22 protein-coding genes and 2 pseudogenes are annotated in these 25,734 nt (G+C 59.0%); 6 read left to right on the top strand and 18 right to left on the bottom strand.

Annotated features, from left to right (window positions below; translation table 11 throughout):
• Positions 1-2: 2 nt before the first annotated feature.
• Positions 3-671 (bottom strand): DUF6088 family protein, encoded by a 669-nt coding sequence (locus L6637_RS28780; protein WP_128929578.1) that lies wholly within the window; start codon positions 669-671, stop codon positions 3-5.
• 586 nt (positions 672-1,257) lie between these two features.
• On the opposite strand from L6637_RS28780, the gene L6637_RS28775 reads away from it, so the two are divergent.
• From L6637_RS28775 to L6637_RS28765, 3 genes are all read left to right on the top strand, one after another.
• Positions 1,258-2,571, top strand: a complete 1,314-nt coding sequence (locus L6637_RS28775) for a DUF2130 domain-containing protein (RefSeq protein WP_128955173.1) — start codon at positions 1,258-1,260, stop codon at positions 2,569-2,571.
• A gap of 606 nt (positions 2,572-3,177) precedes the next feature.
• On the top strand, positions 3,178-4,191 hold the full coding sequence (locus L6637_RS28770; RefSeq protein WP_232995577.1) for an SIR2 family protein: 1,014 nt from the start codon (positions 3,178-3,180) through the stop codon (positions 4,189-4,191).
• The gene (locus L6637_RS28765; protein ID WP_128929580.1) at positions 4,188-6,281 is read left to right on the top strand and encodes an ATP-binding protein; all 2,094 of its coding nucleotides are present in this window, start codon (positions 4,188-4,190) and stop codon (positions 6,279-6,281) included. The genes L6637_RS28770 and L6637_RS28765 overlap by 4 nt, the downstream gene beginning before the upstream one ends.
• A 579-nt stretch (positions 6,282-6,860) precedes the next feature.
• Here L6637_RS28765 and L6637_RS28760 read toward each other — a convergent pair.
• The 6 genes from L6637_RS28760 to L6637_RS28730 form a co-directional block, all read right to left on the bottom strand.
• Entirely contained in the window at positions 6,861-8,417 is a 1,557-nt protein-coding gene (locus tag L6637_RS28760; protein ID WP_128929581.1) for a hypothetical protein, read from the bottom strand.
• Between the two features lie 15 nt (positions 8,418-8,432).
• Positions 8,433-9,203: a helix-turn-helix domain-containing protein gene (locus L6637_RS28755; protein ID WP_128929582.1), complete on the bottom strand. Its 771-nt coding sequence runs from the start codon at positions 9,201-9,203 to the stop codon at positions 8,433-8,435.
• A gap of 1,150 nt (positions 9,204-10,353) precedes the next feature.
• Entirely contained in the window at positions 10,354-11,175 is an 822-nt protein-coding gene (locus tag L6637_RS28745) for a hypothetical protein (RefSeq protein WP_232995578.1), read from the bottom strand.
• A gap of 276 nt (positions 11,176-11,451) precedes the next feature.
• Positions 11,452-12,381, bottom strand: a complete 930-nt coding sequence (locus L6637_RS28740) for a relaxase/mobilization nuclease domain-containing protein (RefSeq protein WP_232995579.1) — start codon at positions 12,379-12,381, stop codon at positions 11,452-11,454.
• Positions 12,382-12,524: 143 nt separating this feature from the next.
• Complete coding sequence (locus tag L6637_RS42840; protein WP_128929583.1) at positions 12,525-13,043, bottom strand: plasmid mobilization protein; 519 nt, start codon at positions 13,041-13,043, stop codon at positions 12,525-12,527.
• A gap of 424 nt (positions 13,044-13,467) precedes the next feature.
• Positions 13,468-13,629 carry a hypothetical protein gene (locus tag L6637_RS28730; protein WP_232995580.1) on the bottom strand — a complete coding sequence of 54 codons (162 nt, stop codon included), beginning with the start codon at positions 13,627-13,629 and terminating at the stop codon, positions 13,468-13,470.
• Positions 13,630-13,963: 334 nt separating this feature from the next.
• Between L6637_RS28730 and L6637_RS28725 the strand changes: the two are divergent.
• A pseudogene (locus L6637_RS28725) lies at positions 13,964-14,659 on the top strand (IS91 family transposase); the annotation flags it as partial.
• Positions 14,660-14,772: 113 nt separating this feature from the next.
• Here L6637_RS28725 and noeE read toward each other — a convergent pair.
• Positions 14,773-15,978, bottom strand: a complete 1,206-nt coding sequence (gene noeE / locus L6637_RS28720) for a nodulation protein NoeE (RefSeq protein ID WP_276575773.1) — start codon at positions 15,976-15,978, stop codon at positions 14,773-14,775.
• An 898-nt stretch (positions 15,979-16,876) separates the two neighbouring features.
• Between noeE and L6637_RS28715 the strand changes: the two are divergent.
• Positions 16,877-17,097, top strand: a pseudogene (locus L6637_RS28715) (helix-turn-helix transcriptional regulator); the annotation flags it as partial.
• Between the two features lie 200 nt (positions 17,098-17,297).
• Here L6637_RS28715 and L6637_RS28710 read toward each other — a convergent pair.
• From L6637_RS28710 to L6637_RS28665, 10 genes are all read right to left on the bottom strand, one after another.
• Complete coding sequence (locus L6637_RS28710; RefSeq protein ID WP_128929584.1) at positions 17,298-18,281, bottom strand: hypothetical protein; 984 nt, start codon at positions 18,279-18,281, stop codon at positions 17,298-17,300.
• 245 nt (positions 18,282-18,526) lie between these two features.
• On the bottom strand, positions 18,527-18,952 hold the full coding sequence (locus tag L6637_RS28705) for a WGR domain-containing protein (RefSeq protein WP_371746380.1): 426 nt from the start codon (positions 18,950-18,952) through the stop codon (positions 18,527-18,529).
• A 35-nt stretch (positions 18,953-18,987) separates the two neighbouring features.
• A complete protein-coding gene (locus L6637_RS28700) occupies positions 18,988-19,353 on the bottom strand; it encodes a hypothetical protein (protein ID WP_128929585.1) in 366 nt (121 codons plus the stop codon).
• A gap of 83 nt (positions 19,354-19,436) precedes the next feature.
• Positions 19,437-20,111: a hypothetical protein gene (locus L6637_RS28695; protein WP_128929586.1), complete on the bottom strand. Its 675-nt coding sequence runs from the start codon at positions 20,109-20,111 to the stop codon at positions 19,437-19,439.
• Between the two features lie 123 nt (positions 20,112-20,234).
• Entirely contained in the window at positions 20,235-20,789 is a 555-nt protein-coding gene (locus tag L6637_RS28690) for a 3'-5' exonuclease (protein ID WP_128929587.1), read from the bottom strand.
• Positions 20,786-21,952: a hypothetical protein gene (locus L6637_RS28685; protein ID WP_128929588.1), complete on the bottom strand. Its 1,167-nt coding sequence runs from the start codon at positions 21,950-21,952 to the stop codon at positions 20,786-20,788. The genes L6637_RS28690 and L6637_RS28685 overlap by 4 nt, the downstream gene beginning before the upstream one ends.
• Positions 21,952-22,848 carry an AAA family ATPase gene (locus L6637_RS28680; protein WP_128929589.1) on the bottom strand — a complete coding sequence of 299 codons (897 nt, stop codon included), beginning with the start codon at positions 22,846-22,848 and terminating at the stop codon, positions 21,952-21,954. The genes L6637_RS28685 and L6637_RS28680 overlap by 1 nt, the downstream gene beginning before the upstream one ends.
• Positions 22,845-23,345: an HORMA-1 domain-containing protein gene (locus tag L6637_RS28675; protein WP_128929590.1), complete on the bottom strand. Its 501-nt coding sequence runs from the start codon at positions 23,343-23,345 to the stop codon at positions 22,845-22,847. Before L6637_RS28675 ends, L6637_RS28680 begins: the two co-directional genes overlap by 4 nt.
• A 2-nt stretch (positions 23,346-23,347) precedes the next feature.
• Complete coding sequence (locus L6637_RS28670; protein WP_276575777.1) at positions 23,348-24,103, bottom strand: CBASS oligonucleotide cyclase; 756 nt, start codon at positions 24,101-24,103, stop codon at positions 23,348-23,350.
• The gene (locus L6637_RS28665) at positions 24,018-24,287 is read right to left on the bottom strand and encodes a hypothetical protein (protein ID WP_232995582.1); all 270 of its coding nucleotides are present in this window, start codon (positions 24,285-24,287) and stop codon (positions 24,018-24,020) included. Before L6637_RS28665 ends, L6637_RS28670 begins: the two co-directional genes overlap by 86 nt.
• 212 nt (positions 24,288-24,499) lie before the next feature.
• Here L6637_RS28665 and L6637_RS28660 point away from each other — a divergent pair, with 212 nt between their 5' ends.
• Positions 24,500-25,564, top strand: a complete 1,065-nt coding sequence (locus L6637_RS28660) for an XRE family transcriptional regulator (RefSeq protein WP_128929591.1) — start codon at positions 24,500-24,502, stop codon at positions 25,562-25,564.
• Positions 25,565-25,734: the final 170 nt, after the last annotated feature.

Raw genomic sequence — 25,734 nt, 5'->3', positions numbered from 1 at the left:
TCTCATTGGCCGCGGATCGGCGGGAGCGGATCTGGCGCCGTTGCGTCGGACTTGAGGATATCTTTTACGATAGGAACGAGCCAGTCGGGGAGATCACCCAAGTGGTCCTGCAAATCCTTTCGCATGCGGTGCCCGTCGTCGCCGTCGTTCAGGATGGACTTGAGGCGCTTTGCGATCTTGTCGCCATCCGAAGGAAGAACGTCGCGCAGCCAAATCAGAGCTTGCACCAACTGCGCGGCCGGGCGGTCAGCCCACAGAAGTCGACTTGGCGCGACTTTCTTGAAGTCGATGACCATTTGGTCGAGTTGGATCGGCTTCACGCGGGCGTCCGTCCACACGACCACCTTCGCCGGGACGGCGTTGGTAAGTCCCAAGTTGTTGGCGGCGGTTATTCCGTCGACCAGTACTTTGGCGCCGTCCCGTCTCGCGACCGCCTGAATCACCGACTTGTAGTCCGGTGGCGAAATCTTCTTCGTCAGTTGGTTGGTGCGAGCAAGATCGTAGAGACCTTGGTCGATGCGCCTGATGCGGTTGTCACTCCGGAGGCGGTGGAGGGCGACGTCGACAGCCGATCGAGTGCCGGTGTCCGCAAAATCGCGTGCGGTCCATACCTTGCTCGGCTGAGGGTCATGGCTCATCCGATCGTATATCTGGTTCGCTGTGCTAGCCATTTTACGGTTCCCTTGTAAGAAATTTGCGCCTTAAATCTTACAAAGTCAAGACCGCGTAAGAAATATGACTCATATTCCTTACGGCCGTCTAATTTCGGCGCCGGAACATATCGGAGCAGCGAAGCACCACGCGATGGGCCTCTTCCAGGAGCCATCGCGAGATTTCCGGCTGTTTCGGCGTCTTTGCCCAGTCAGATTACGTAAAATAGAGGATTCCCTCGGGTTGGTTTGGAAAAGTGCTAATTTACTTAGTATGGCTGAGCAAAAGGACAGAAAGCTAAACAAGCTCGAAAGGACTCTCCCTCAGGGGCTTCTGGTCGATGCTGCCTGGATGGAACGACAGGGTTATTCCACCAGCCTGCGCAGCCAATTGGCGCTTGATCCTGTTTTGTTCTCATCTAGAATATATTCCCAATAGAACGGCTCGCCCTGAGGCGTGGCCTTACGTCGACATGTCGTGATGCCTTCCGTGGAAAATCCCCCGGCCAGGTCGATATCGGCGACGCGGATGTGGACATCGAGAGCGGCGACATCGCAATCGCGCGCGGATGGTGTTCAATCCTGCTCTACGATGACGGGGGAATTCATGAGTTTCAAAGTAACCGCAGCCGGCGCTTCACACGAACCTACCCTGCATTGTCCCAACTGCAATCACGAGATCCGGTTGACGGAATCATTGGCCGCTCCCCTCCTCGCTGAAATTCGTCAGCGCTTTCAACAGCAGCTGGCCAGCAAAGATGCAGAGATGGAGCGTAAGACCGAGGCACTGCGGCTGGAACGCGAGCAGGTCGCTAAGGACCGCGAGCAAATCGAGGACCACGTTGCGAAACGATTGATCGCCGAACGTGCCCAGCTGGTCGCGGCCGAAAGCAAGAAGGCGCGAGAGGCGGCCGCGGCCGAGCTGCAGGCGAAGGAAGCGGAAGCCGCGGAGCTGCGAGCCAACCTGCTTACCAACAACGCAAAGCTTGCCGAGGCCCAAAAGCAGCAAGCCGAACTGATGCGACAGCAGCGCGCACTCGAGGGGGAAAAGCGCGAGCTCGACCTGACAATAGAGAAGCGCGTGCAGGCCTCAATCAGCGAAATCCAGATCAAGGCCAGGCAGGAAGCCGACGAGGCTGCGCGCTTACGCGTTGCAGAGAAGGACCAGACTATCGAGTCGATGTCTCGAACGATCGAGGAGCTCAAGCGCAAGGCCGAGCAGGGATCACAGCAATCCCAAGGGGAAGTACTCGAGCTCGAGCTCGAAGAGCTTCTGCGCGGACGTTTTCCGACCGATTCGATTGAGCCGGTTGGAAAAGGTGAGCTTGGGGCGGACGTTATTCAACAGATAAATGGCGCCATTGGCAAACCTGCCGGCATCATCCTTTGGGAAACCAAGCGAACCAAGGCATGGAGTGACGGATGGCTTGCCAAACTGCGTGACGACCAGCGTCGTTCCGCCGCCGACGTCGCTCTGATCATCTCTCATGCGCTGCCGAAGCACGTCGAGCAATTTGACCTAGTCGACGGCGTATGGGTGGCCCATCCGCGTTGCGCATTGCCGGTCGCCGTGGCGCTGCGCCAGGGGCTGATCGACGTAAGCGGATCGCGCCTCGTTCAGCAGGGTCAGCAGACCAAGATGGAGCAGGTTTATCACTACCTGACCGGCACGAAGTTTCGGCAGCGGGTAGAAGCTGTGGTTGAGAAATTCAACGATATGCGCGACGACCTGGACAAGGAACGCAAGTTCATGGGCCGGCAATGGGCCAAGCGCGAAACTCAGATCCTCGCCGTGGTGGAGTCGACCGTTGGCATGGTGGGCGATTTGCAGGCGATCGCCGGCAAAGCCATGCCAGAGATTCCGAGCCTGGATATGCCACTGCTTGAGAGCCACGCCGCTCCTGAACGAAAGGTGGGATGATGGCGGAAGCTGATGGCGAGCTCGAGTCGGAGAGCATACCTCGCTCCCGCCGCCTCCACCCGAGCCGGCGGACGGGATCGACTGAAGCTGGAGGCGTGAGGGAGCCAGGATAGCGGCACTCCTCGTCAGATCTCGTCTCCTCACCGGTTCAAGCGATTAGTCGAGGAAGCTAATCTCGATGCCCTTCATCCCCTCGCCGCTTCGCTGCTTACCTTTTTCACTTTGACTACCTGCCCGCCTTGCAACCTCTGATTATGTTGCTTTAAGACTTACTAGCGGGGACTCAGGTCGGTCCTGCAACTCGTCGCGAGGGTCCATGGAGTGGAAGGCGCACGGTTACCGGGTTGGTGCATCGAGCGAGACCTTCGATAGCATCCCAGAAAGCGCAGACGAACTTGATCGGTTCATCGCGCTACACCGCCGAAAGATCGAGCCGTGGCTCTCGGCGGTATTCCAAGCTGAGCATCTGAACCTCCTGCTTGGCAGCGGCTTTACCATTGCTGTGGGCTTCGCTGCCGGCGTCAAGGCGACGGGTATGGCGATTGCGACGGGGAAGTCGAAACATGCCAAGGCAATCCTCGTCACGCGACCGCAAGCGCCAAAAAGATGGGTCGCGGTCAAGCTAACATCGAAGATCAGTTGCGTAGCGCCATTGCTGTGCTCGATGGTCTTGACATCATCGATAAGGGGTCGGCGCAAGGTGTTCGCGACGACATTAACTCCGCAATCGCGACATTCCTAACCTCACTGCTTGCTACCGAGCGAGGTATTTTCGAAGCAAACAGTGCATCAGCACTGGCGACGGTGCAGTCATTTCTGCTCAGCTTCGTCAGCCGCGCCGCTTCACGCGAGCGTTTACATATCTTCACGACCAACTACGACCGGTTGATCGAACATGGCTGCGATCAAGCGGGGCTACGGATCATTGATCGCTTTGTGGGGAGCTTGCGTCCACTGTTCCGCAACACTCGGATCGAGCTCGATTATCATTACAACCCACCCGGGATCCGCGGTGAGCCGCGCTTTATGGAAGGCGTCGTCCGTCTGACCAAGCTCCACGGCAGCCTTGATTGGCGCTTCGACCCCATCGCGCATCGGATCTATCGGTCAGAGACACCATTTGGTGCCGACGACGATCATCCGAGCTTACCAGATTCTCCAGTTGATACCGTGATGATCTATCCTAATCCGGCTAAGGACGTGGAGACCACCCAATATCCTTATGCGGAGCTATTCCGTGATTTCGCCTCGGCAACTTGCAGACCCAACTCGGTGGTGGTGACCTACGGCTACGGGTTCGGTGATGACCACATCAACCGTGTTCTGCTCGATATGCTGTCGGTTCCGTCCGCACACCTCGTGATCATCGCCTTTGAACTAGACGATCGCATCAAGGGATTTCTCAATCAAACTCGTCCTGCACAAGTCAGCCTCCTCGCCGGCAACCATTTCGGAAGCCTCCAGCACCTCGTCGACGATTATCTGCCAAAGCCCGCGCTCGATTACATCACCGGGCGTATGTCTGACTTGCTGAAGAACCGCGCTTTCGCAGATGCCGCTGCGGGCCTGGCGCCAGCCGAACCGAGTCAGCCGCCAGCGGGCTCTGGAGGAGGAACGTGAGCTCCCCGATCGAACGGCTCGCTGAACTGGTCATCGGCACGGTCGAGTCGATCTCCTCGGATGAGATCCGTGTGCTGCTCGATCTCGATGCGCCACAGGCTACTGCGCTCAACACCGGCACACCGATGAGCTTCCCAAGGCTCAATAGTTACGTGCTGATACCGAATGAGGCTGGTGCTACCGTCGCCTACGTCACGTGGATCGGGATTGAACGATCGCCGTACCCCAAACGGTCGGGGCTTAAGGATTTCGGCCTGATCGATCTGCCATTCCCTCTGCGGAAGATGTCGCTCACTCCGATCGGCACCCTGTCTGTCGCTCGAAACCGACGCGAGGGAAGCAGTATGTTCGAATTGAGTCGAGGAATCGTTGCGTTCCCTTCGGTAGGCGATCAGATACCAATCCCAACGCCGGAACAAATCACAGCTATCGTCGGAGCAAAGGACAAGGACCGCCGCGTTCGCATCGGCTCGTCACCGCTGGCTGCAGATACCTCAATTATGGTCGATCCCGATAAGATCTTCGGGCGGCACGTCGCCGTACTCGGCAACACCGGTAGTGGAAAATCCTGCTCCGTCGCTGGGCTGATCCGCTGGTCACTCGATGCGGCGCAGGCCGCTCTTGAGAATGGCACAGAACAGCCGAATGCGCGGTTTATTATTCTTGATCCTAATGGGGAGTACGCCAAAGCATTTGCAGATAGGGGCGGAAATATCCGCCTGTTTCGTGTCCCGCCCATCGACCTCAACAGGGGTGAACGCGCGCTCCGTCTGCCGGCCTGGCTCTGGAACGGTCACGAGTGGACCGCGGTATCGTTCGCACGACCCGGAGCGCAGCGGCCCCTGCTGCTCCAAGCGCTTCGTGAACTAAAGAACGGGCAGCTGGCGGGGACGCCTCGCCAAACTATCGTCAGGCGGCATTTGTATTCCTATCGCATCATGATCGCCGCTATGTTGGCCGAAGGTGCCGCGACCTACGCTGGCAGCGCAAGCAATCGGCGGCGCTGCGGCGAACTGCTAGACAACATTGCATCAGACTGCAGCAATATGACGGAATCCGTTGATGGTGAGCACAAGACAGCTCTGGAAGAGATAAGCAGCATTATCGAAACTATCGCTAATTCCCGTCGGTCAGGAGACTGGTTCAACTCCTTCTCAGTACAGGACATGGAAGCGGTGCGGAGGTCACTGCAGAGCTTCGTAGATCTGGTAGAGGATGCTTTCGCCATCGCGCATCTTACGGAAGATGCACCGATACCATTCGACGTACACATGCTGCCAGAGCACCTTGAGAGGATAGCAGCGACGGAGGGAGGTGCGTTGGCCGGATTCATCAGCACGCTCGGCATGCGCATCCGCGGCATGATGTCGGACCCGAGACTCGGTCAAGTGATTGGAAGTGACCCGGCGATCACCTTCGATGCCTGGCTTGACGCGTTCGTGGGCAGCAACGCCTCGGCCAACGGACAGGTCGCAATCGTTGACCTTTCGTTGGTGCCTTCAGAAATAATCCACGTAGTCGTTGCGGTTCTGGGACGGCTGACGTTTGAGGCATTGCAGCGCTACCGACGGCTTCATCCTGATGGCAAACCTCTGCCCACGACCTTGGTTCTAGAGGAAGCACACAACTTTGTTCGGCGAGGCGCCAACGAAGATGGGCCGGCAGAAAACCCGACCCAGCTCTGTCGCGAGACGTTCGAAAAGATCGCGCGCGAAGGTCGCAAGTTTGGTCTTGGATTGATGCTATCGTCACAACGCCCATCGGAGCTCTCGCCCACGATCCTTGCACAGTGCAATACTTTCCTACTGCACCGGATCGTAAACGACCTCGATCAGGCGCTAGTTGGACGTCTCGTTCCCGACAATGTGGCGGGCTTGCTAAAGGAGCTACCTAGCCTACCATCCCGTCAGGCAATTTTGCTGGGATGGGCCACGCCGATTCCTTTGCTCGTGGAGATGGATGAACTTGCCGAGGCACATCGGCCGCAATCGTCAGACCCAGATTTCTGGGACGTTTGGATCGGCAAGAACCCACGTCCGATCGATTGGCCCACCCTCGTCGGCGATTGGACCGGCAGTGCGCAGAATTGAACAGACTGCGCTCCTCGATCAGACGTTTCCATGACTGCCGCACGCCTTATGAGTCCGACGGGAGAAAACAAGGTGAGCTGGTGATCTCATTGCTCAATGGCTTGCAGGACGAGACGGAGAGCGAGGTCGAGTTCGTCGAATCCGCTATTGTCATTCGGCGTCACAATTGATCCCTTCAGCATCCAATTTTGCATGCCGAATGACAGCTTGCCCGCTAAGTTGAGTGGCGTAAGTCGGCCGGCGTCAGCAGGCGATGAGATCGCTTCGACGGAAACACTGATCCGGCAGCAAGTGCCCGAGCATTGCTAACTGCGTTTCGTGTTGCGGGGACTTCGTGCTGAGCACAGACGAGGCTAGGGCCGAGATCGATCGGATCGACACCATTGCAATCAACTGGCGCCAAGTTTTTGAGGATGAGGGTGTCGACGAAATCGAAAGAATAGCACCTGCCTTCCCAATAGCAGACTGCTTTCCCCGCAAGCTCGTCTCCAGCCTTAGAGAGCTCAGCCGACTTTGCCGGCTGCGCTGGCCTTGCTTTTTACGGTCGTACTTCCACCGTTGTGACTGATAAGCACTTCTCTACGAGATGGAGAGCATGACCTTATCCCAGTTAGAGAATCCCTCCGCGAAAAAGGCCGGTCTTTTCGACCCCCGATCCTTATTCGATCGTTCAACTGCGCTCTCGACAAAGTCAGACGTATCGGCATTCAATGCCCGCACCACCTCTGATACAATATGGGGCCGACCACCGATGAGCGTGACCTCCGGCTCCGAGCGGCTCGATGATACAATCGGAAGTTCGATAAGCGCCGTATAGCACGACCCAAAACATTCGAGCGAAAAAGGCGTCAACAAAGCATCGTCAGAAGTCAGTTGAATTTCGTCAGGCCAATGGTTGAAGATGATATTGACGCCTGGCGTTGATGCTACGGCAAGAAATTCGATGTGAGTATCAACCCAATCGACGAAGTCGGCAAATTTAAAGCGGCGCGCTGTCTGCCGACCTGCCCGAACCATCGCCGATACAATCCTACGAAGAACTGGCGCGGCCGGAATCCAATGCGCAAATGGCCCTTCGCCTGGTGCCATTTCCAACTTGAGCTCTTTTCCCTTGAAACGGAGCGTTATCGATTTCTGCGGCCTGGCCAGTATGACGCCAATCTCGATGATGGCGACCGCCTCCTCCAGGTCGACAATTCGTTCACCGTCATAGTTGAGCGTTAGGTTCGCCTCCGCCTTCGGAAAGTCGATCAAAAATTCAAGGAAGTTGTTTGCAAGTCGCACCGGCCCGAGCTTTCCATCGAATATCGGAGTGACGAACATCTCGAGCTCTACCGAGGTCCACTCGCCTGCTTCCGAAGAAAGTTCAACCGTGGTTGACATCGATGACGATACGTTTAGCTCCAGCACCGCTTCCCGAAACTCATCGCGATCATTGTCGAGCGGAATTCCGAACCGGCGTCGCTCAATCGTCAGGTCCGTCACCTTAAGCGTGCGAGGGCCACCCAAAAAGAGCTGACCGATCTTTTCGCCCGCATTTTCTCCTGGAACGAAAAATCGACCGACAATGGATCTGTTATCAAAACCGCAAGTCTTGCGGTAGTCGACCTTCCCTGCAATATAATCGGCAGGTGCCCCTCCGAGCATTCCGTTTAAAGCCTTTGCCAGCCCTTCTCCTGCTGGAGACAATTCTACCGCACGATCGAGTGGCACAAGAATCGTGATTCTGTGAATGTTCCGCTTTCCTTTGGCTTCCTCGCTGCGAACCCGCTTGAGGGTGTCGTAGATCATTTTTTGATCGACCGGGACGAGGAGAGTGCGAATCGGCGTCCGCCCGTCTTTGACGAAAAACATGACGACGATCGCCGCCGGCAGGTCAGCATCAACGAGATGCTTGAGCGCCGACAGCTTGATCCTCGGCGGCTGAGATCCTTCTGTCGCTTTCACTTGGATCAAGAATTTCGGAAGATCGTTCTGGGAATCAAGCGGACGCTCTTTCATCCGCAAAGGCTCGCCTTCAAGGAGGTAGTCCCAGCCGAGACGGTCTGCCTGTGATTTCTGGGCACGAAACCCTTCCGGTTCACACCAACCGATGAACACATTCTCACCTCGCGCGCCAAGATCTGGAACGCTCACTGAATTCTTCATATTTTAGACCATAGCCTTAGCTACTGCTGAAACCAGATCGATAGTCGGGAAGAACCCGAGTTCGTGGAGTTGATGCAGTAATTCCTCAAATTGAAGGTGATTGGCGCTGCCCTTGGCGGCAAGCTTCGCCAGTTCATCGATTTTGCCGGCGAGTAATTCGATGTCCCGCTGGCGGCGTTTGGAGTCCGCAGGCGACAGCCGCTGCGGGCCATCGACAACAAACGCGGCCGAATGTTTTCGGACGTACTCCGCGACGTTGTCCAGCGCAATTTCGCTTTCGCCGGCCTTTGAAAAAGCCATGCTGATGCTGTACGCGGCATCTTCAAGGTACGGCCTGTCCCGCACGAGGTCCGGCGAGCTGTCTTTGCGGCGGTACCCGCTGAGAGAGAAGCTTCCGTTTTGCAGGTTGTAAAACCCGATCTCAAAAGGACCGAACGTCGCAACGCCTTTAGCGATATTGACCGACCATGGATTTTGCGGCCCGCCGCGAGCTTCGACCGCTTTGATCAGCCCGCTCACCTCTCGCGCATGAAGTCGCGCACGCTCGAGCTGAGCTTGGTCGTTCTCGAATATGGAAATGGCGTCCGGCTTCCAAGCCAAGTGCCGCGCGTGGAGTTGGTGCCAGGCACGCAGAGCGGCTTGGGCCGGACCGGGAATTTCCTCGCCTTCCATCCATCTTCGAAGCGTTCGCGTCGAAACTCCCAACAGTTGCGCAGCCTCGGCCAGGTCGAGGCCCAGAAATGTCAAAATTTCAGTCAGCTCAATACTTGTCATTATGTAAAATCCGTTTTGATAATTTGTCCTTCGTATTTTGACAATATGTCAGAAAAAAGAACCTGCTTTGTCCCCCTCCCCTTCCGCGGGAGTGTCGTCCCGACGCGCGAGTTGGCGAATGCCGTCACCAAAACAGATTGAAAAATGGACCGCCGCTACTCGGTCGTCGTCATCGCATTCCGTCGGTTCAGACGCAGATTTACCGCAAGAGTATTGGGATTCAATCCTGGCTGACGCGAGCGTCGGAACGAGTCCAGGCGTGCCAATTCAGCAGCGACGGCTATCGGAGATCCCTCGTCACGTTTTGCGGGTGACCTGCCAGCGCTGCAGTCGAATCGTTGAGATCCGAAAAGGCAGATGCGGTCGGGTCTTTCGATCAGCATGCAGTCTGGAAGGACGTCGGGCAGAAGTCGGCCGATCGGACATGTCAGAATCGTAGCGCGCGCTACGAGGAGGATGGCTGCTGGCTATCTTTCAAGAGCTCCTAAAGGATCCGCTCGCGATCGGTTTGTTACTCAATGGCGCTTAACCACCATCCAACACCCCTGTCCGGTGGCGATCGCAACGCTCTAAAGAAGGAGCTGGGCAAACGACTCCTTGAAATCGACGGGCAGGGCCAACCCGAAGGGGTAGGTCGTCGGAAAAGATCGGGGATGAAGGAGCCTTAACAAGCGGGACACGGATCGGGCTAACGACTTCACGCCGCCCGAAAAGCGGCCGGCTTCGAGTCCAGTTGAGAGGCCGCTGCCCGCTTTGGTGGCATCTGGCCCCTATCGAGCCCACGAGACGCGGCTTCCCGAAGTCTATCTTGTTGAGACGCTAGGCTGTCAGCCGGCGACCGCCGTCGTGCTGATCGTGTCGCCACGGTGGCGAGACTTGCCTGCCGATCGCCTGCAGATCATCCATCCAGGCAGCCGTTTGGTCCTCGACACCGGTAGCACACATCTCCTGCCCGGCGCCTACTATGTCGCTCTCCGTACTGGCACATCATCGCCACCGAGGAAACTCACTTTTCGCCGGCATCATCAGTCTGATCCCGACAGCCGCCTTCACAGGCATCCCGCAGTCGGGGCGCGCAGCACGCAAAGGCGTAGAGAGAGCGAAGCGTCTCCTTCTTGGCACTGTCGTGCAGCCCGCACCTCGTTCGTAATCAAAGCCTAAAGCTGCCGCGATCCGCATAACCTTTGGGCCGAATATCCAGCGCGGCGATCAGGTCCAGGCGCTGCTTCCGACAACCAAACTCGGGGTGATCTCCCACCTGGAGCCACGCTCCGTCACGGCGCTCAAGCCATCCGGATGCAAACACCTCGCCCGCCAGGAAACCGCCATTTGCCGTTCGGACCCAGCGTTCGCCGTCGATCGCAGGCCACAGAGCAACGTGGATTGATAGCTCGTCCCAATCCGCGTCGTGAACGCTGGCAATCGCCGCAATATCCTCGATCATGAATCGGTACGTTCGACCATCGTCCCCGTACCTCGGATCCAGCAGCGGCCAGCTGTTTTCTCCTGCACGCGGCGTAAACAATCCCTGGTCGATGCCAGCATTGATCCCGGCGACCATCACATTGCGCCAGGCCCGCCGCCTGCGGGACCCGTCGTATTTCACCTTGGTTACCCCCTTGGACGCGGTCGGAATCACGTCCGCACCCTCGTAGTTGAGGCGATCGAAGGAGAATCCGCGGAGGTCTTCGTCCGATGTCGGAACACCCGTCATCGCCGCGAGCCGGCTCAGGAACGGCAATTCCTCGAGCAATGCAAAGTCCGGATGCACCGGTGCACGCTCCAACATGCGGGCTCGCAGCGCTGCATGACTTGCAAAGCCGCATGCGGCTGCGATCGCCTCGGTCAGATGGGATGATTTGTAGTTCGGATAGCCCTGCCTAACCGCACGCTTCACGGACGTGAGCGCAGATTCAGTCAAAGGGATAGCGGTCAAAGGATCCACCTGTTCATATCGGCGGCCGATGTCCACAGATTACGCACCGACCTGGATATGACGGTCGATCCAAGGATTTGAAATAGTGCCCACTTTGACCCTGTGGCAGGTCCGGCGAGACGGCCGATTCGAAGAATGCACGATCTATCAGCCAGCTTTCAAGGACCTAGGCGCCTCAGGGCAGCCGCTCCATAGGGGTGTAACTTCCCGTTGACGGCTCCAATGCTGTTCGCGCGCTCGAGGAACATGACAAGCCGCCAGTGCACATCTACGTGCCAACCGATGAAACGGTTGGCGGAGCGCGCGGGCGCCTTACCTCGTCCGCTCATCGTCTCGCTTGTGACCGCGCAACTCGGCATCGATTCCCTGCTCTGCCTTGCGGCGACGGCTATTGGTGAGCTCCGAAAGCTCATTCTTTAGTGCATGCCGCCGGGTTTCAACGGCGGGCATGTCGTTCACGAATTGCCTAACCTGGCGCGCGAGCGCGTGATCTGCCGCCGCTCCAGAATGCTGCAGCTCGGCTGCGTAATCGAGATATCGCCGCCGGATCGCATCCTGACGTGACTTGATCTGCTCGTCCCAAGGACGTTTTGCAGTCGTGCCGCCCCTCACCTCCGAAAGCACCTCTTTCCGGGCGAGCCGGTCGACATCAGGTACGATTTTTCGCTTGCGCATAGCGAGCACCGCCCCGCGATCGGCCTTTTGAACTCGCCCGCGGGTTCGCCGCGGCGTTGCCTCGGCCGCTATCCCGCGAAGCCGGAGTTCGCCAGCAAATCGCTCCCGCCAAGCCTGCAGATCTGCCTTCCGAGGGTTGAGACGCTTGCCGTCGTGGCCCAGGGACCGGACGGTCAAGTGCACGTGGGGATGTTTGTCGTCGAGGTGCTGGACGAAGACATAGTCATGATTGTCCCCGAACGTTTCGATGGCAAATGCCCGGGCTGAATCCTTGACGGCGACGGCATCGGTGCCAGCCGGCATCGACAGAATGATGTTGATCGAAAGCGACCCATCACGGCGGCGCTTGTCGTCAAGGCCGGCATCATCCTCCCAGCGTTGCTGTAGGTCTTTCAATCCGGAACGACCGGCCAGACTCGCGCCCTGCTCTGTTTCCGCATCGAGCTCGCCGTTTCGCGTGATATACGCAAGGTGCGACTTGAGATGCGCCACGTCCTTGGTGCGGCCGGTGATCTTGACCATCACCTCTGGCGCTCGGCGCACGATCCGTTCGAGCTTCGCGCGCATAGCCGGCGTCAGGCGACTAGGAACCGCCGGATCGGGGATATCCCACTCGGCCCGCCGCGGGCGCCGATTGGGCGTTTCCCAAACATATGAGATCGGCGGAAGCTCGGAGGCCAGGTCTGCCGGCCGCGGCTTATGGCGCCGACTCATCGCCGCCCATCCCAATAATCCGCGTTGCCGTGCAGCGCATTGCGTAGTTGCGCGAGCTCTTTTTCGATGACCAACTGGGCCTCTTGAATTGCGGACAGATCGGGCTCGACCGCCCTGCCCTGCAGCACACTGGCGTTCGCTGCGCGCGCGATCTGATTGATGTTGCCGCCGATCTGGTTGAGCTCGCGAACAATCGCGCGGAGCGCCTCGTGCTCGCCTGGAGAATGCTGCACCGGTGATCCCAACCGCGAGCGCACCAATGCAACGATCCAGCCGGTTCGGGTCATGCCGCGCTGATGTGACACTTCCGCGAGCTGCCGCATCTCGCTCTCGCGAAATCGCACCGTCACCTTCTCCGGTCGCCCGACAGGCAGCACGGAGATGCGCGGCACTGGTTCAGCAAGTGCCTCAGCAATGAGACGCCGCAAGAGCGCGGATTTGCCGCCCTGGGTCGCTGCCAAAGCTGAGAACTCCGCAGCGACTTCGTCAGAGACGCGAAGCGAGATCAGAGCCATGCACTCCAATCCCAATCGCGATCTAATACATCGCTGGCGCGAAGCCTATCCTGCACTAGAAAAAGCGAATCCTTCCACTCCCTCCGTGTTGGTTCGAACCAACAGGCTCGGCATTCAAAGCTCGGGATTTGCTGCAGGTGAGATCCAACCCAGCCGACGATCGATGCGCAGAATTCCTCCGGGAATGGCGCCGCCGTCAGCCCCGGTGCTCTTATTCCACGAACGCCGCGCGTGGAGACCGGCAACATTGGCACCGGGTATGTGGACCGCGGCTTACCAGCAGCCTCCGGCCTCTCTACGGCGCTGTGGGGGGCGCGTTCGGCCTCCGGCTGCTGCGCTAACGCGCCATCCTTCGGATGGGAAATCCGCTCCGCCGGCATGCCAAGCGCAGCGGTCTTTCTGAGGAGACAGTCGAAGGCCAGCTTCATGCGAAAATGATCTCTTCGATGGTGATGGTCGATGCCGGCACCTCTTCCACTTCTTCTGCGCCATCGACCAACAGCACGGCATGGCGTGAGCCTTGAGACGCGAGCCGATCGACGAGAAGACAGCCCGCGCGATCTTGGTGGCGCACTCTGATCGTCACTGACGAACTCATTCGCTCATTTCGATGGACGGAAGACCTGGAGCTCTTCTCCGCGGCCGCCGTTACACGGTCTCTCTCTATGGGTCGCAATGCTACTTGCGGTGCGATCGGGCCTCGCGCCGATTGAGCTCCAGCGGCACCTTCGCTATCAGCATGGGAGCCCCCAACTCCGCTACGAATTTTGCGAGCCAGCTGGCGGGCGTGGGCGTCGGTGAAGCTCTCCTGTGCTGCACATATGGTCTCGACGGCGTTGGGCTGCTCACGCCAAGCCTGGTAGAGTTCATACACTGCACGGATTGACGAGCCCGCAAGCTTCGACCGGAGAAATTCCGGCATACCAGGCGGCGGGATCGCTCCTGATGGAAGCTGGGTTCATTGTCGCCCCGGCTTCTTCCTTCCCGTTCGCGTGCTATCACGATTGCATCGTCGGCTATTCCTGGAGCGCCTGCAGGCGGCGTTCGATGGCACCAAGCTCCAGTTGTTCGGCCATCTCGCGCACCTCGTCGAGCCAGCGGCATTCGCCCGCCATCTAAACGCCCTCCGCAAGGTCGAGTGGGTCGTCTACGCCAAGCGTCCCTTCGGCGGACCAGAACAGGTTCTGACTTATCTCGGGCGCTACACTCATCGCGTTGCGATCGCCAACGGCCGGCTTCTTACCTGTGAGCAGGGCCACGTCCGCTTCCGGTGGAAAGATTATCGCGCCGGGAACAAATCCAAAGTAATGACGCTCGACACTGAGGAGTTCCTTCGTCACTTTCTGCTTCACATATTGCCGAAGGGGTTCCGCCGCATCCGTCATTTTGGTTTCCTGGCGAACGCCTGCCGCGCCGCCAAACTCGCGCGCATCCGAGCGGCACTTGAAGCCCCGCAGCCACCTCCGCCTGCCGAAGCTGTCGACTATCGTGAGCGCTGCGCCATCCTCCTTGGTCACCGCCTCGACGTGTGCCCCATCTGCGGAGGCCGCATGGTCGAGATTGGGCCTGCGCCGCGTGCGCCGCCGCGACGCGCACCTCGCTGCGATACATCATGACCGACTACCTCGACTTATTCGCTCCCACTGCACGTCAAGCGACGCAGCAGCGCGCGCGGGAGGGACCTGTGGGCCGGTGGGGCGATCGGGCGCGCGGTGGTCACGCGTTTGTCCTATCGTCGGCCCGCCGGCGCAAGCTGTCGCCTCACCTCCGAGGACACGACCGCCGTGAGCTCCTCGTTCAACTGCGCCGCGATTGAATTTGCCACCCGCAGATTCTCTTCCTTCTTAGTGGCGGCCAGACGTTGCGCTTGCTGAAACACTGAGGCTGCGAAAGCAACCGCGGCGTGTTCCTCCGCTTGCCCACCACTATTATTGAGTTCGGCGGGGAGCTCGAACGATCCTCCCGTCTTGCCGTCCAGAAAATCCCAGCAGGTCCGAAATAAGTGGCGATAGCCTTGGGTTGCTTCCGGCCCCCTATCGACGACGCCGGCTTGCTTTGCGTACTGAAAATCCCGCTCATAACCGAGCTCTGTCAAGAGCTTCGCCCCAACCAGGTCGGTCACGACTTGCATCTCTTCGATGCTCAAGTCAGTTTGCCAAGCCTCCACTGAGCGGTCATCGACGGCCTTTCGCTCCAGGATCTTGCGATCTCCGAAAGTGCTGGAGCGGAGATAGTCCGTCTGCCCCCCCGGCGCCGATCCCGTCTCGGTCGGAGTGTAACCGAGGCCGGCAAGCACGCGCCGAATTTCGTCATCGGGGTGCGCCACAAGGGTCTCATAGTGGACCACCTGCGTCTGAGGTCGACTGCGGTATGCTGCTAGCGCAGGCAGGCCCAGGACAAGATCTGCGAGAGAAGATGCGATCGCGGGCGTGGGCTGGCCCAACGCGATATCGGCGAGACACGATGCGATGGCGGGCGGGGAACTTGCGGCCAGCAGAGGGACGCCCCATGTCGTCTTCAGTGATGCGGCGATGGCGTAGGGGTTACGCATGAGAACGAGACGCGGTGCTTCCGGATAAAGGGAATCCAAAAAGTCGAGCACCGTCCAATAGCGCGGCGTCTTGTCTATGAGAGTGCGTTTGCCTGCAGCAGCTAAATACTGGCAATAAGCTGCATCGGAAAAAGCGCGGGTAACGATCATCCGATCTATTCGCCCCAAGAACTGCGAGGTTGCGCTTTGAACCAATGATGCGCCGGCTGGGTGGCGGTGGTCGACTTTACCGAAGGCCTCAAGTGCCAACATGAGCCACGGTTCAGGCGGAGCCAAAATATCCGGGTGCCGCTGCAGCAAATGCGCTAGCAGCGTCGTCCCCGAGCGGGGAAGACCGAGCAAAAAGCACACCGCAGGCGCATGGCTTACATCGCGGTTCATCATTCAACAGCCTATCTTGGACAGACCGAGCGTCCGTCTTAAAACCTTCGTCCGGTAGAAAGAGACAACACCAGCAATGGCAATCCAGATAGGGTCAACCATCCCTATCCTCAGATGACGTGACATCCGCGAGGATGACATCATGCCGCGACAACATTCGATGGCCCTTGTGGCAGCTTTGGCTTGTTCGCTGCATGAGCGCCTACTGCGCGCTTCGGATGGACGCGCGCCATCTCCGATTGGCAATGCGTACGTAGATTGCCCGTTGTTCAGGTTTGTTGCAGATAGACCGTAACTCTCATCGATCCCATTCGTAGCGGAAATGGAAGACGACCCTATCCCTGTTTCGCATGATCTGGGTGCCATGAATTCAATCCATTTAGCCAGCCACAGCACCGCACCTGAGATCGGCTGCGCCCAGCTCCTTTCGGGGCCGGAGCCTCCAAGCATCGCCCCGCCGCGCGGAGCTAAGCCATATTGAGACCATCAGAAAAGCTATACCGTGGTTTATCGGAAATAAGCGGCAAAGCGACCGCGGAAGCCCGTCGCTTCGAGCCGCCACGATGCCATTCCCTCGCCAGCCAAAGAAGACGGTAGCTCATCTCGATGTCTAAGTGCGCCATCTGAACCCAATATCCGCCATTCGTAGGATCGGCAAAACTCAATAGTTTTGATGGAGCACATCCATACCGTGGATTGATGGCTTAACCGGCCAACGGCCTCTGCATCCAAAGAGACACGGCCGTGCTCTGCCTGTCATCTCGCAAGGAACAGAGCAGGGGTGCCGAAATCATTCCCGCATCTTCGGCATCCCCTTAAGCGCTCTTCTACTCCACACCATCATGCTCGTCGGCACGCGATCAGCCGCGCGAGCCCTCCAGAAGAGCAGGGAGCATCTCAAATGCCAGACCACCGCCGGCTGCCGCCGCGATACTTGCGGAGCCCCGAAGCGGCACGCTTTCTCGGCCTGTCCGCCGAACTTTGGAAAAGCATCGCACATACGGTACGGGGCCGACTTATCGCAAGCTCGGTGGGCTCGAAAACCTCGAAGCCTTGGTGGACCGCGGAGCCAAGAAATCGACCAGCGATCCCGGCACAGGAACGGTCTTGCTCGCAAAGCGGCAAATACCGCATTCCTTATGTGTCGCGCGCCATGGAAAACTGCCCCCCATATTGCCTCAGATGACAATGTTACCGAAGTCACCCTGGTGTCTTCTGGATCGACTGCCGCGAGTCGGAGCAAGCCGCTCGCGAAGCTCGCCCCCCAGAGCGCCGTAGCGAGCGAGCGGCTTGCGGTGCTTCAGCGAAAGAACCTGTCAGGATTAAATACGAAGGCGCGAAGCTTGGACCGATAGTGTGATCTCTGTGTTGCTGATGAGCTGTCGAGCGGCCTTTGATCGCCAATTCTTCACCAATCGCTGCACCGTGCGCCGCTGATGGCCGCTGAACCGACCGGGCGCATGCGCTTCCAGCAGGGAGAGAAGATCGACCGCAGACAAGTGCGGAGCTGCGGCGAGCCATTCCTCGATGATGGGAATGTATGGGTCGAGCATCGATGGCCGACGTGGCACAGGCTTGCGCCGCACATAGCGACGCCGATGAATGCCTCGCTGCTCACCCTGTTTCCAACCATCGCCGAGCTCTCGGGCAAAGGCCGCCAAATCACTGTGCCCCTGCGCGACAGTCATCGCTGACTTTCCAGCCCGTTGATCGACACGCTTACCCAACTCATTCTGAGCGTCCCGCATCTGTGCCAGCAATGCCACAGGATCAAGCGTCCGGTAAATCTCCCGCAGCCGACCTTTGAATGCCTCATTGAGCCTCGGGTGGACCAATGCTTTTTCGTACGGCGTAGCGGGAGGAAGATAGCACTTGATCATCTTGGCACCTTCGCGGTGCTTCTCCTTCAGCTTAAACGAGGGCTGGAAGAAATTGATGTATAGCCGGGCCGCCGCAAACAGGCGAACCAATGAACGGGCGGCATCAATGCCTTCAAACCGCCCGTAGCCCACCAGGCGGCGAACGATAGCTCCGTTCTTTTGTTCAACGAATGCCTGATCGTTCTTCTTGTAGGCCCTGGAACGAGTGACTTCGACATCGTGAGAACGGCACCACGACACGACCGTGTCGTTCATGAAGGCGCTGTCGTTGTCAAAATCGAGCCCCCGAACGGGCCAGGGAAATAGGTTCTGCGCGCTCGAGAGCTTCGACCACAAGAGCTGCTTCACGCACAACAAGCGGAAAGCATTCGGTCCACCCGCTGATCTGATCTCGCGCTTTGCGCGCATGCTGATCTTCCCTGCCATACCTGCCACCGAACTGATTCGGCAGCTCCGCCCCAGACACGGCAGAGAAGTTGTCCGGTAACATTTTTAGTGAGGCAATGCGGGGGGTCAGTTCCGGATGGCGGGAGCCGGTGACCATGTCGAATGACACATGCTCTGCTTGTGGGCAACAGCGCGGTCGACTCGATCTGTTTCACTCATTCCCGGCGATCTGGCGCCGCACGGATCCACGCCTCGCTTGAATAGCAACTGATGGAGCATTTCTATTATGGAGTTCGGTTGATCTCTCCTACTGAAACCATGACACTATTTAAATTCGCATAATTAATTATGGAATACTTTCGCAATTCTTGGAATATGGTCGAGTATGATCTCGGATTACTTTGATATACTTCCACTGACATTTTGTCCAGATCAGCCGACTTGTGGCGTGTCGCACGCCGGCTCCGAGCCCGGAAAGTGCCGCTGGACGTAACCGCGACGGGCGTTGCGCCTGAGCCAGGACTCAAGAGCCTCGACGGCTTGAACAGATCGAGTCGCCGTCGACCGCGCCCACCGAGACGGCCCCATTCGCGCACCAATGCCGTATCGCCAAAGAGCGTCGGCTCAATCGTGAGCACATAGAACCGCGCCATGTTACGGGCCGGATCGCGACGCTCGAGCACGAGATATTGCACGGTGAGTTCGGACATGCGCCAGAATCGCAGCCGCCGAATCGACCGTCCAATTAAATAAATGAATCGATCAGCGCCAACGATTCAAAAATTTCATGCTGACAACGAGACAGGTCGCGGCGAGGCTCGCGATGGGCGACTGAGCTGAGGCGCGCTCCGGCCTCGCTGGGTGGCAGCGTCTCCCCTGGAGAAGCCGTCTGAACAAGTTGCCATCGCATGGCCGCCAGGTAAATGGAGGGTTTCCTCCTCCGACCCCATGCGTTGCGCAAGACTTTCTCGACTTGCGCGACGAGCTTCGCCCTGTGCTCGGCAGGCAGTTTGTCCAGATTGATCTGCTTCCAGCGTATAGCCGGCAGGTCCGCCGCGCCAGGGACGCCCAGCAGGCTCCAATCCGGCTCGCCGCGCTTGAGGTCCGCCATCACGGCGAATGCGCAGGAGACATCGATATATTCTTCTCAACGGCTGCCTTCTCTGGATCCCAAACTAGAATCCAACACTGACCTTATCGGAATGCTTTGCGAGCTACCTTTTCAAGGTCTGCGGCCGCACTTGACGACCAGCCGTTCCGCTGAGCCCATCGGCGGACCTCAACTGGATCAAACGAATGCCCTTCCTGACGCAGCTGCGCGATTGTGCGCTCTGCGTGTTTCTTGTCTGAGGGATGATTGAGACCCGTACCCAAATTGACGGCTTGGGTCAGGCTCTGCAGCGCCTCCTCCACGGGCTCGGGCAAACTAACGGTCGGTGCCGGTGCAGTAGTGGCTCCTACGATCTGAGCTCCCCATGTCGCTCGCCAGTTTTTGCCGTCGGTATCGTTCCAAGGAAGGTAGACGATCGCTTGCGCGCCGATCGCATCGTCCAGCTTGTTCATGTCTTTGTCCGAGATGTGGCCGCCGATCAGCAGCCCATCTGACCAACTCCCCCGGGAGGTCTGCGCACTTTCCAACTTCATCTGAACGCCCTGCGCCACCAGAACGGGTTGCCCCTTGACGAGCGCCTTTACGACGTTCGGTCCGAGGAATTCGGCCACGATGGTCCGATCGAAGCCGCCCTTCTGCGGCACCACCAACGTCACGCTGGAGATATTCCTTTCCTTGCAAATTTCGAGGACGCTCTTGAAAGCGAGCCGGACCTGGTCCGGCGACCGCTCAACGACATATCGCGCGACTGATGCCACCTATTGTTCCCCTTTAATAGAAAAGCGACCGATCAAACGTAGTTGCTTTGCAAAAAGTTGCATCGCGAATGCGAGTGGTCCTTCGACAATGAGCGAGCGTCGCTTCATGTCTCCCGCCATGCTCTACCGATTTCCCAAGAGCTTGGTTCGAATGAGACTGAATAACTCGGCCTGATACTGCGCATCATGCAGGGCCTGATGATCGCCCTTCAACCGAGGCGACAGGCGCTCCGTCATTTTGCTCGATCGCGTATCGGCCCAATCGCACCCCGTCGCACCCATGAAAAGCGCCTTGATGTCCAAAGCCGTGAACCCGAATGGATTATCGCCCGTGAACCGATGGAAATAATAATTTACGAATGACCAATCGAACGGCGCGTTGAGCCCGACGAAGACGACCGAGCCGTCTTTTTCAACAAGCGCGTCGAGCCACTGCGCGAAGGCCCGCATCGCCTCCGCCGGTTCGAGCCCGTTCTTGGCAAGCTCATCCAGCGACAGGCCGGAAACCTGCAGGGCTTTCGGATCGGCATTGCGATTGATCGGCTTCAATTCGCAGGAGAAGGTCTTTGCCGGATCGTTGACAACGCAGGCGCCGATCGACAGAAGGCTGTACTCACCGGGGATCGGCCCGGCGGTTTCAACGTCGACTGAGACGAACACTTCGGTTTTACGCCTCATGAGATCAATGGCTCCGCCGGCACGAGCGAGGGTCGCGTGCGGATCGCCTGCCAATGTTCGCGGAAGGCGCGCCGGCGATCCTCGGCCGCGCCGCTGTTCTTCCAATGCAGGCCAGAGAGCGTGGTGATGTCAAACGGCAGGTCCGAGCCCTCACGCGCCGTCACCATAGTAGGCAGCCCGCGACCCAGAGCATATCCCAGCTCGAGGAAACAATTCGATCGTCCGCCGGTAATGTCGGCGATCACGACGGCGCTGCGGTGCAACTTGGCGAAGATTTCCTGATCGATACGGGCATGGTCGTGGGCTTGCCGGCCGTCGATGACGACGAGCCGGTAGCCAAGCTCGTTCTCGATCACCGGCTGCACGACGGTGTCGAAAAAGTCCTGCACGTCGGCATAGTCCGGCAGCGCCGGATTCAGCAGCCGCACCGCGAAGGCCTTTGGTCTTTCCAGGGACTCGAGCAGGTCGACGAGGACCGCGACGCGATCGGGGATGGACTGGCGCGGCGGAAACCGGATCTTGTTGAGCCAGTCATGGGCGTCGCCGTCATCCGCAACCTGGAACAGGCGGCGGGTTTGGCTGCTAGTCAATCCGAAGCTGTAGAGCCGGCGAGCGCCCGCCGTTTCCGGCGACACGGGAAGATTGAGGGGAATGATCGGCTTTCCGGCATCGTGGTAGAGATTTGCGAGGTAGAGGACCCCTTCCGTCCCCCCGAGCGCGACAAGAATATCGCCGAAGCGGGCCTGGGCTTCCATGCGCTTGCTGGCCATGTTCCAGTGCGCGGCGTTCTCGATCTTGACCATTGGCGAGCTGCGCAGCTCGTCCCATAGGTCGGCATACTCAGCCGGGACCTGATCTTCGCTCTTGTGGTGCTGCACGGCGACCGCGAGCGGGCCCGGAACATTCGCCGGGCGTGACGCGAGGCTCTCCCTGAGCGTCTTCCAGATCAGCCAGTCGAAGCAGATCGGAAGCCCGTCGGATTTGCGCAGAGGTTCAGCGTCGACAGGCACGACGAAATTCGCACCGCGACGGGCCAATTCCTTGACCAGCGCAGCAACGAGCTCGCGGGCCTGATTGACGTCGGCGGTCGAGGCGATGGCAAGGTCTTCGACGATGCTGCCGGCAATGTGGATGCGCCGGCCGAACAGAGGGGAGCGCGCCATCAGCGATCCTCCATCACCGGCGACGCGGTGATCGCCGCGGCGGCGAGCTTGAGTTGATCGAAGCGCAGTGGCCCGCTCGGGAAGGCCTTTGCCAGCGCGGCCGGATAGAGCCTCGTCCTGATATCCGAATAGGTCCAGGACGGCTTGCCTGCCCGCGCTCCGGTGGCTTCGACGAGCTGCGATAGCTGAATGGGCGTCAGAGACAACCCGGCCAGATCCATCGTGAGCAATTGGCGGCGCTCGTCGTCCGTTGGACGGCGGAACTCCTCGATGATGGCGGCGCGGCGGCACAAGGCAGGATCCAGGACCGACAGCCGGTTGGTGCACAGGATCACCACGATCCGGCCGCCGTACTGGCGCAGGTCATCGACGCCCTGAATGAGCGTGTTCACCGCTACCTTGTCTTCGTGGTGGCTGTGCTCCTGGGCGCGCGAGGCGGCGAGGCTGTCGCCTTCGTCGATGATCAGGACCGCGCGGCGGTGCTTGCCGGCCGATTGAATGACCTTCTTGAAGGCTTCCGCGATCAATGTTCCCATCTCGCCGACCATGCCGCTGCCGCGGACGCGGTTACTCAGCTTGAACAGGATCGAATCTTCGCTTCTGGCCTCGATTACCAACTTGTTGGCGATGCACTCCGCTGTTGCGGTCTTGCCGGTGCCGACATCGCCGTGAAAGATCACCAGCGGATACTGCTCGGCGACGAGATCGCAGATCGGAAGGCTCTTGCCGTGATTCTTGTGGCTCCAGCCCGCCAGCTCGCGGACATTCAGCAGCAGACGAAGCTGATCGTGGACCCGCGCATATCGGGTATCGAACCCCAGAAGGGTCTTCTCGCGTTTGGCCAGCGTATCGCTGGGCAGCGGCGTCTCGCTGTCGAAGATGCTGGGTTGACTCACGAGGCCCAATCCTTGCGCTGCATGCCATAGGCATTGCTGACATAGTTGCGGCCGCCAGCCGACGAGAGAGCGGCATGGCTGGTATCGTCGTAGCAGGTCACCCAACCGATCTTAAGCTTACCTTTCGTGGCTTCGCGTGCGGCACTGGTGTAGTCGTCGGTGTAGCTCAGCACGACACGAAGCTTGGCCCCTGCGACCTTCGGCCAAAGAACGCCGCCGGGCCGGCTCGTAGACAGCGAGCCGGCGTCGGTATCGACTTCGAACCTGACGGCCTTGATCTCGACCCCACTGCTGATCAGCGTGACGTCGACCCATTTGAGGTAGCCGTCCTTGGCCAGGACCTCGATGTCATGGGCGTAGTTGCGAGCCTCCTCCGGAGTCCAGCAGCCGGTGCTGTCCGCGATCATCACGAGATCGGCGTTGACGCGCCGAACGACGTTCTCGATGTCGACGTAGGTGTAGGTCGCGCTCGCGCTTCTGACCTGGGTCATGCTCATCTTCAGTCCTCCGTCTTGAATCGAGGGCCGAAGATCTCCTTCCAGACCTCATTGTCGTTCTCGGCCGATGCAAAATTGGACGTCTCCCAGGCCTCCTGGGCGGCGGCGACGATCTGTTTCCGCTCGTCCTCGGAAATCCGGCTGGTCACGTTGTTGAGGCTGTAGACCGGATCGAGAATGACCACCGGATCGCAGAACGTCGTGAATGGCGCGACATTCTCGGGAAACTTGATCTCTTCCTTCAACTGCGACTGCGCGACGTAGAGGAGGAAATTGCGAAAGCGCTGTTCGATGCTTGCACCGTTGCCCTGCTTGGCGAGGACATGCGCCATGATCAGCTCGATGGCGAAGGACTTCAGCGGCTTCAGTTCCGCCTGGTTGCGCCACTTCTTGGCCATGCGCACCAAGGTGCGGAAATCCGCGTCCTGGTCCTTGCGATCGCGGACGAACTTGATCTGGCAAGGCGCGCAGGTCTGCGTCTTCGTGCCGTCGTGAATGTCGAACTGCCAACCGTAGCCGGCGCGGTTCTCGTCTTCGATGACCGGCACGATATCAACGCTGAGGCCCGTGCCCACGAAGGTGACGGTCGCCGCCTTGCGCTGGATCTCAAAATCCTCGACCGACTTGTTCGGATACTGCTTGATCAGCAGCGCGTAGATCGTGTCGTTCAGGCTATCCAGCGTCTCCTTGCTGACGTCTCGGCCAGAAATGTAAAAAACGACATCGACATCGACCGGATCGACAGCGGTCTTCCGCAGAATCGTGTATTTGGCGAAGGCCGGCCTTCACGACCTTAGTGATCTTGATCTCGGTCTTGTCGCGAACGGTCTTGCGGAGTTCATCGATCAAGCGATCGACCTGCTCGTGGTATTCCTTGCGCTTGTCGGCAGGCAGGCGCAGCACGTTGCTGTCGTAGTACCGCAGTTGAGTATTGTTCAACATCGCTGCTCGATTCCTGCTGGTCGGTTTCGCCGGCGGCTGGCGCAAAAGTACGCCACAGTGGAACTTGTCCGACCCAGACCGGTTTACAAATCCGGGACAATGGAGCGGTATGCGGGCCATATAGGCTCAATTTTCCGCGCATCAAGGGTTTTTGGTTTACAAATTTGTGCCCATATCGTACTTCTGTAAACTGAGACGCAAAGGAGGCCCAGATGATCGGACACAAGCTTAAGGTCGCACGGTCGGCCTCGGGCCTGTCGTTGCGTGGCCTCGCTGACGCCATGGATGGCATCGTATCGGCCCAAGCCATTGGCAAATATGAGAGAAACGAGGATATGCCGAGCTCGCGGGTGCTGATCGCCTTGGCGGCGACGCTCCACGTGACGGAGGATTACCTGCTCAGCGAGGACGAACTTGCCCTTGAGGGCGTCGAGTTCCGCAAGAAGGCGGGCACGTCGTTCCGGGAAGAAGCCGCCCTCGAAGCCCGCGCGATTCACATGCTGGAGCGCTATCTCGCGATCGAGGACCTGCTCCAGATGCGCAGCATCGATTGGGAGCAGCCACGCAGCGCACCACATCCGGTGGCCGATGTCCGGGACGCCGAAGATGCGGCTCGCTCTGTCCGCGAAGACTGGGGTTTGGGAAACGATCCCATCCCGCAGCTCGCCGAGCTTCTGGAGGAGCGCGGGATCAAGATCCTGTCGCTCGATCTCGACGATATCGACGGGCTTGCCGCCAAGGTGCGACGCAAGGACCGCAACGCTGCGCGAGTAATCGTCATCAAGCAAAGCACGTGGTCGGAGCGGAAGCGCTTCAATCTCGCCCATGAGCTCGGTCATATGGTGCTGGCCCCATCCCCCGGCGTCGATGAGGAAAAGGCGGCGCATCGGTTTGCCGGCGCCTTCCTGATGCCGGCCGACGTCCTTCGGGCCGAAGTTGGGGTCAGCCGATCGTCGATCAGTCTTGGCGAGCTGGTCGCGCTCAAGAAGCGTTTTGGCGTCAGCATCCAGGCCATCGCCTATCGCTGCAAGGATCTCGGCATCATCAGCCAGTCCGCTTTTGGCCGGCTGTTCAAGATCTTCGCGGAACGGGGATGGCGGACGGCGCCCTATGAAGAGCCAGGCCGGATGAAGCCTGAACTCGAGGAGCCGAAGCGCTTCGAGAGGCTTTGCTATCGTGCGCTGGCCGAACGAGTCATCGGCGAAGCCCGGGCCGCTGAACTGCTGGGAATAACGGTTCGCGAACTGGACGCTCGTCTGGATCAAGTTGCGGCGTAAGCACCTTGGCGGTCCTCGTTTCCGATACCTCGGTTTTGATCGATCTGGAGCGAGGCGCCTTGCTCGAGGACCTGTTTCGTCTCCCTTTTGAGTTTGCGGTCCCCGACCTGCTCTTTGTTCGAGAGCTGGCCGGGGACCTGGGCGATCGCCTTACTGCGCTCGGCCTACGG

The sequence above is a fragment of the Bradyrhizobium zhengyangense genome, from assembly GCF_022012435.1.
In the GTDB taxonomy this organism is placed as follows: domain Bacteria; phylum Pseudomonadota; class Alphaproteobacteria; order Rhizobiales; family Xanthobacteraceae; genus Bradyrhizobium; species Bradyrhizobium zhengyangense.
This window is presented reverse-complemented; position numbering and strand designations above follow the sequence as displayed.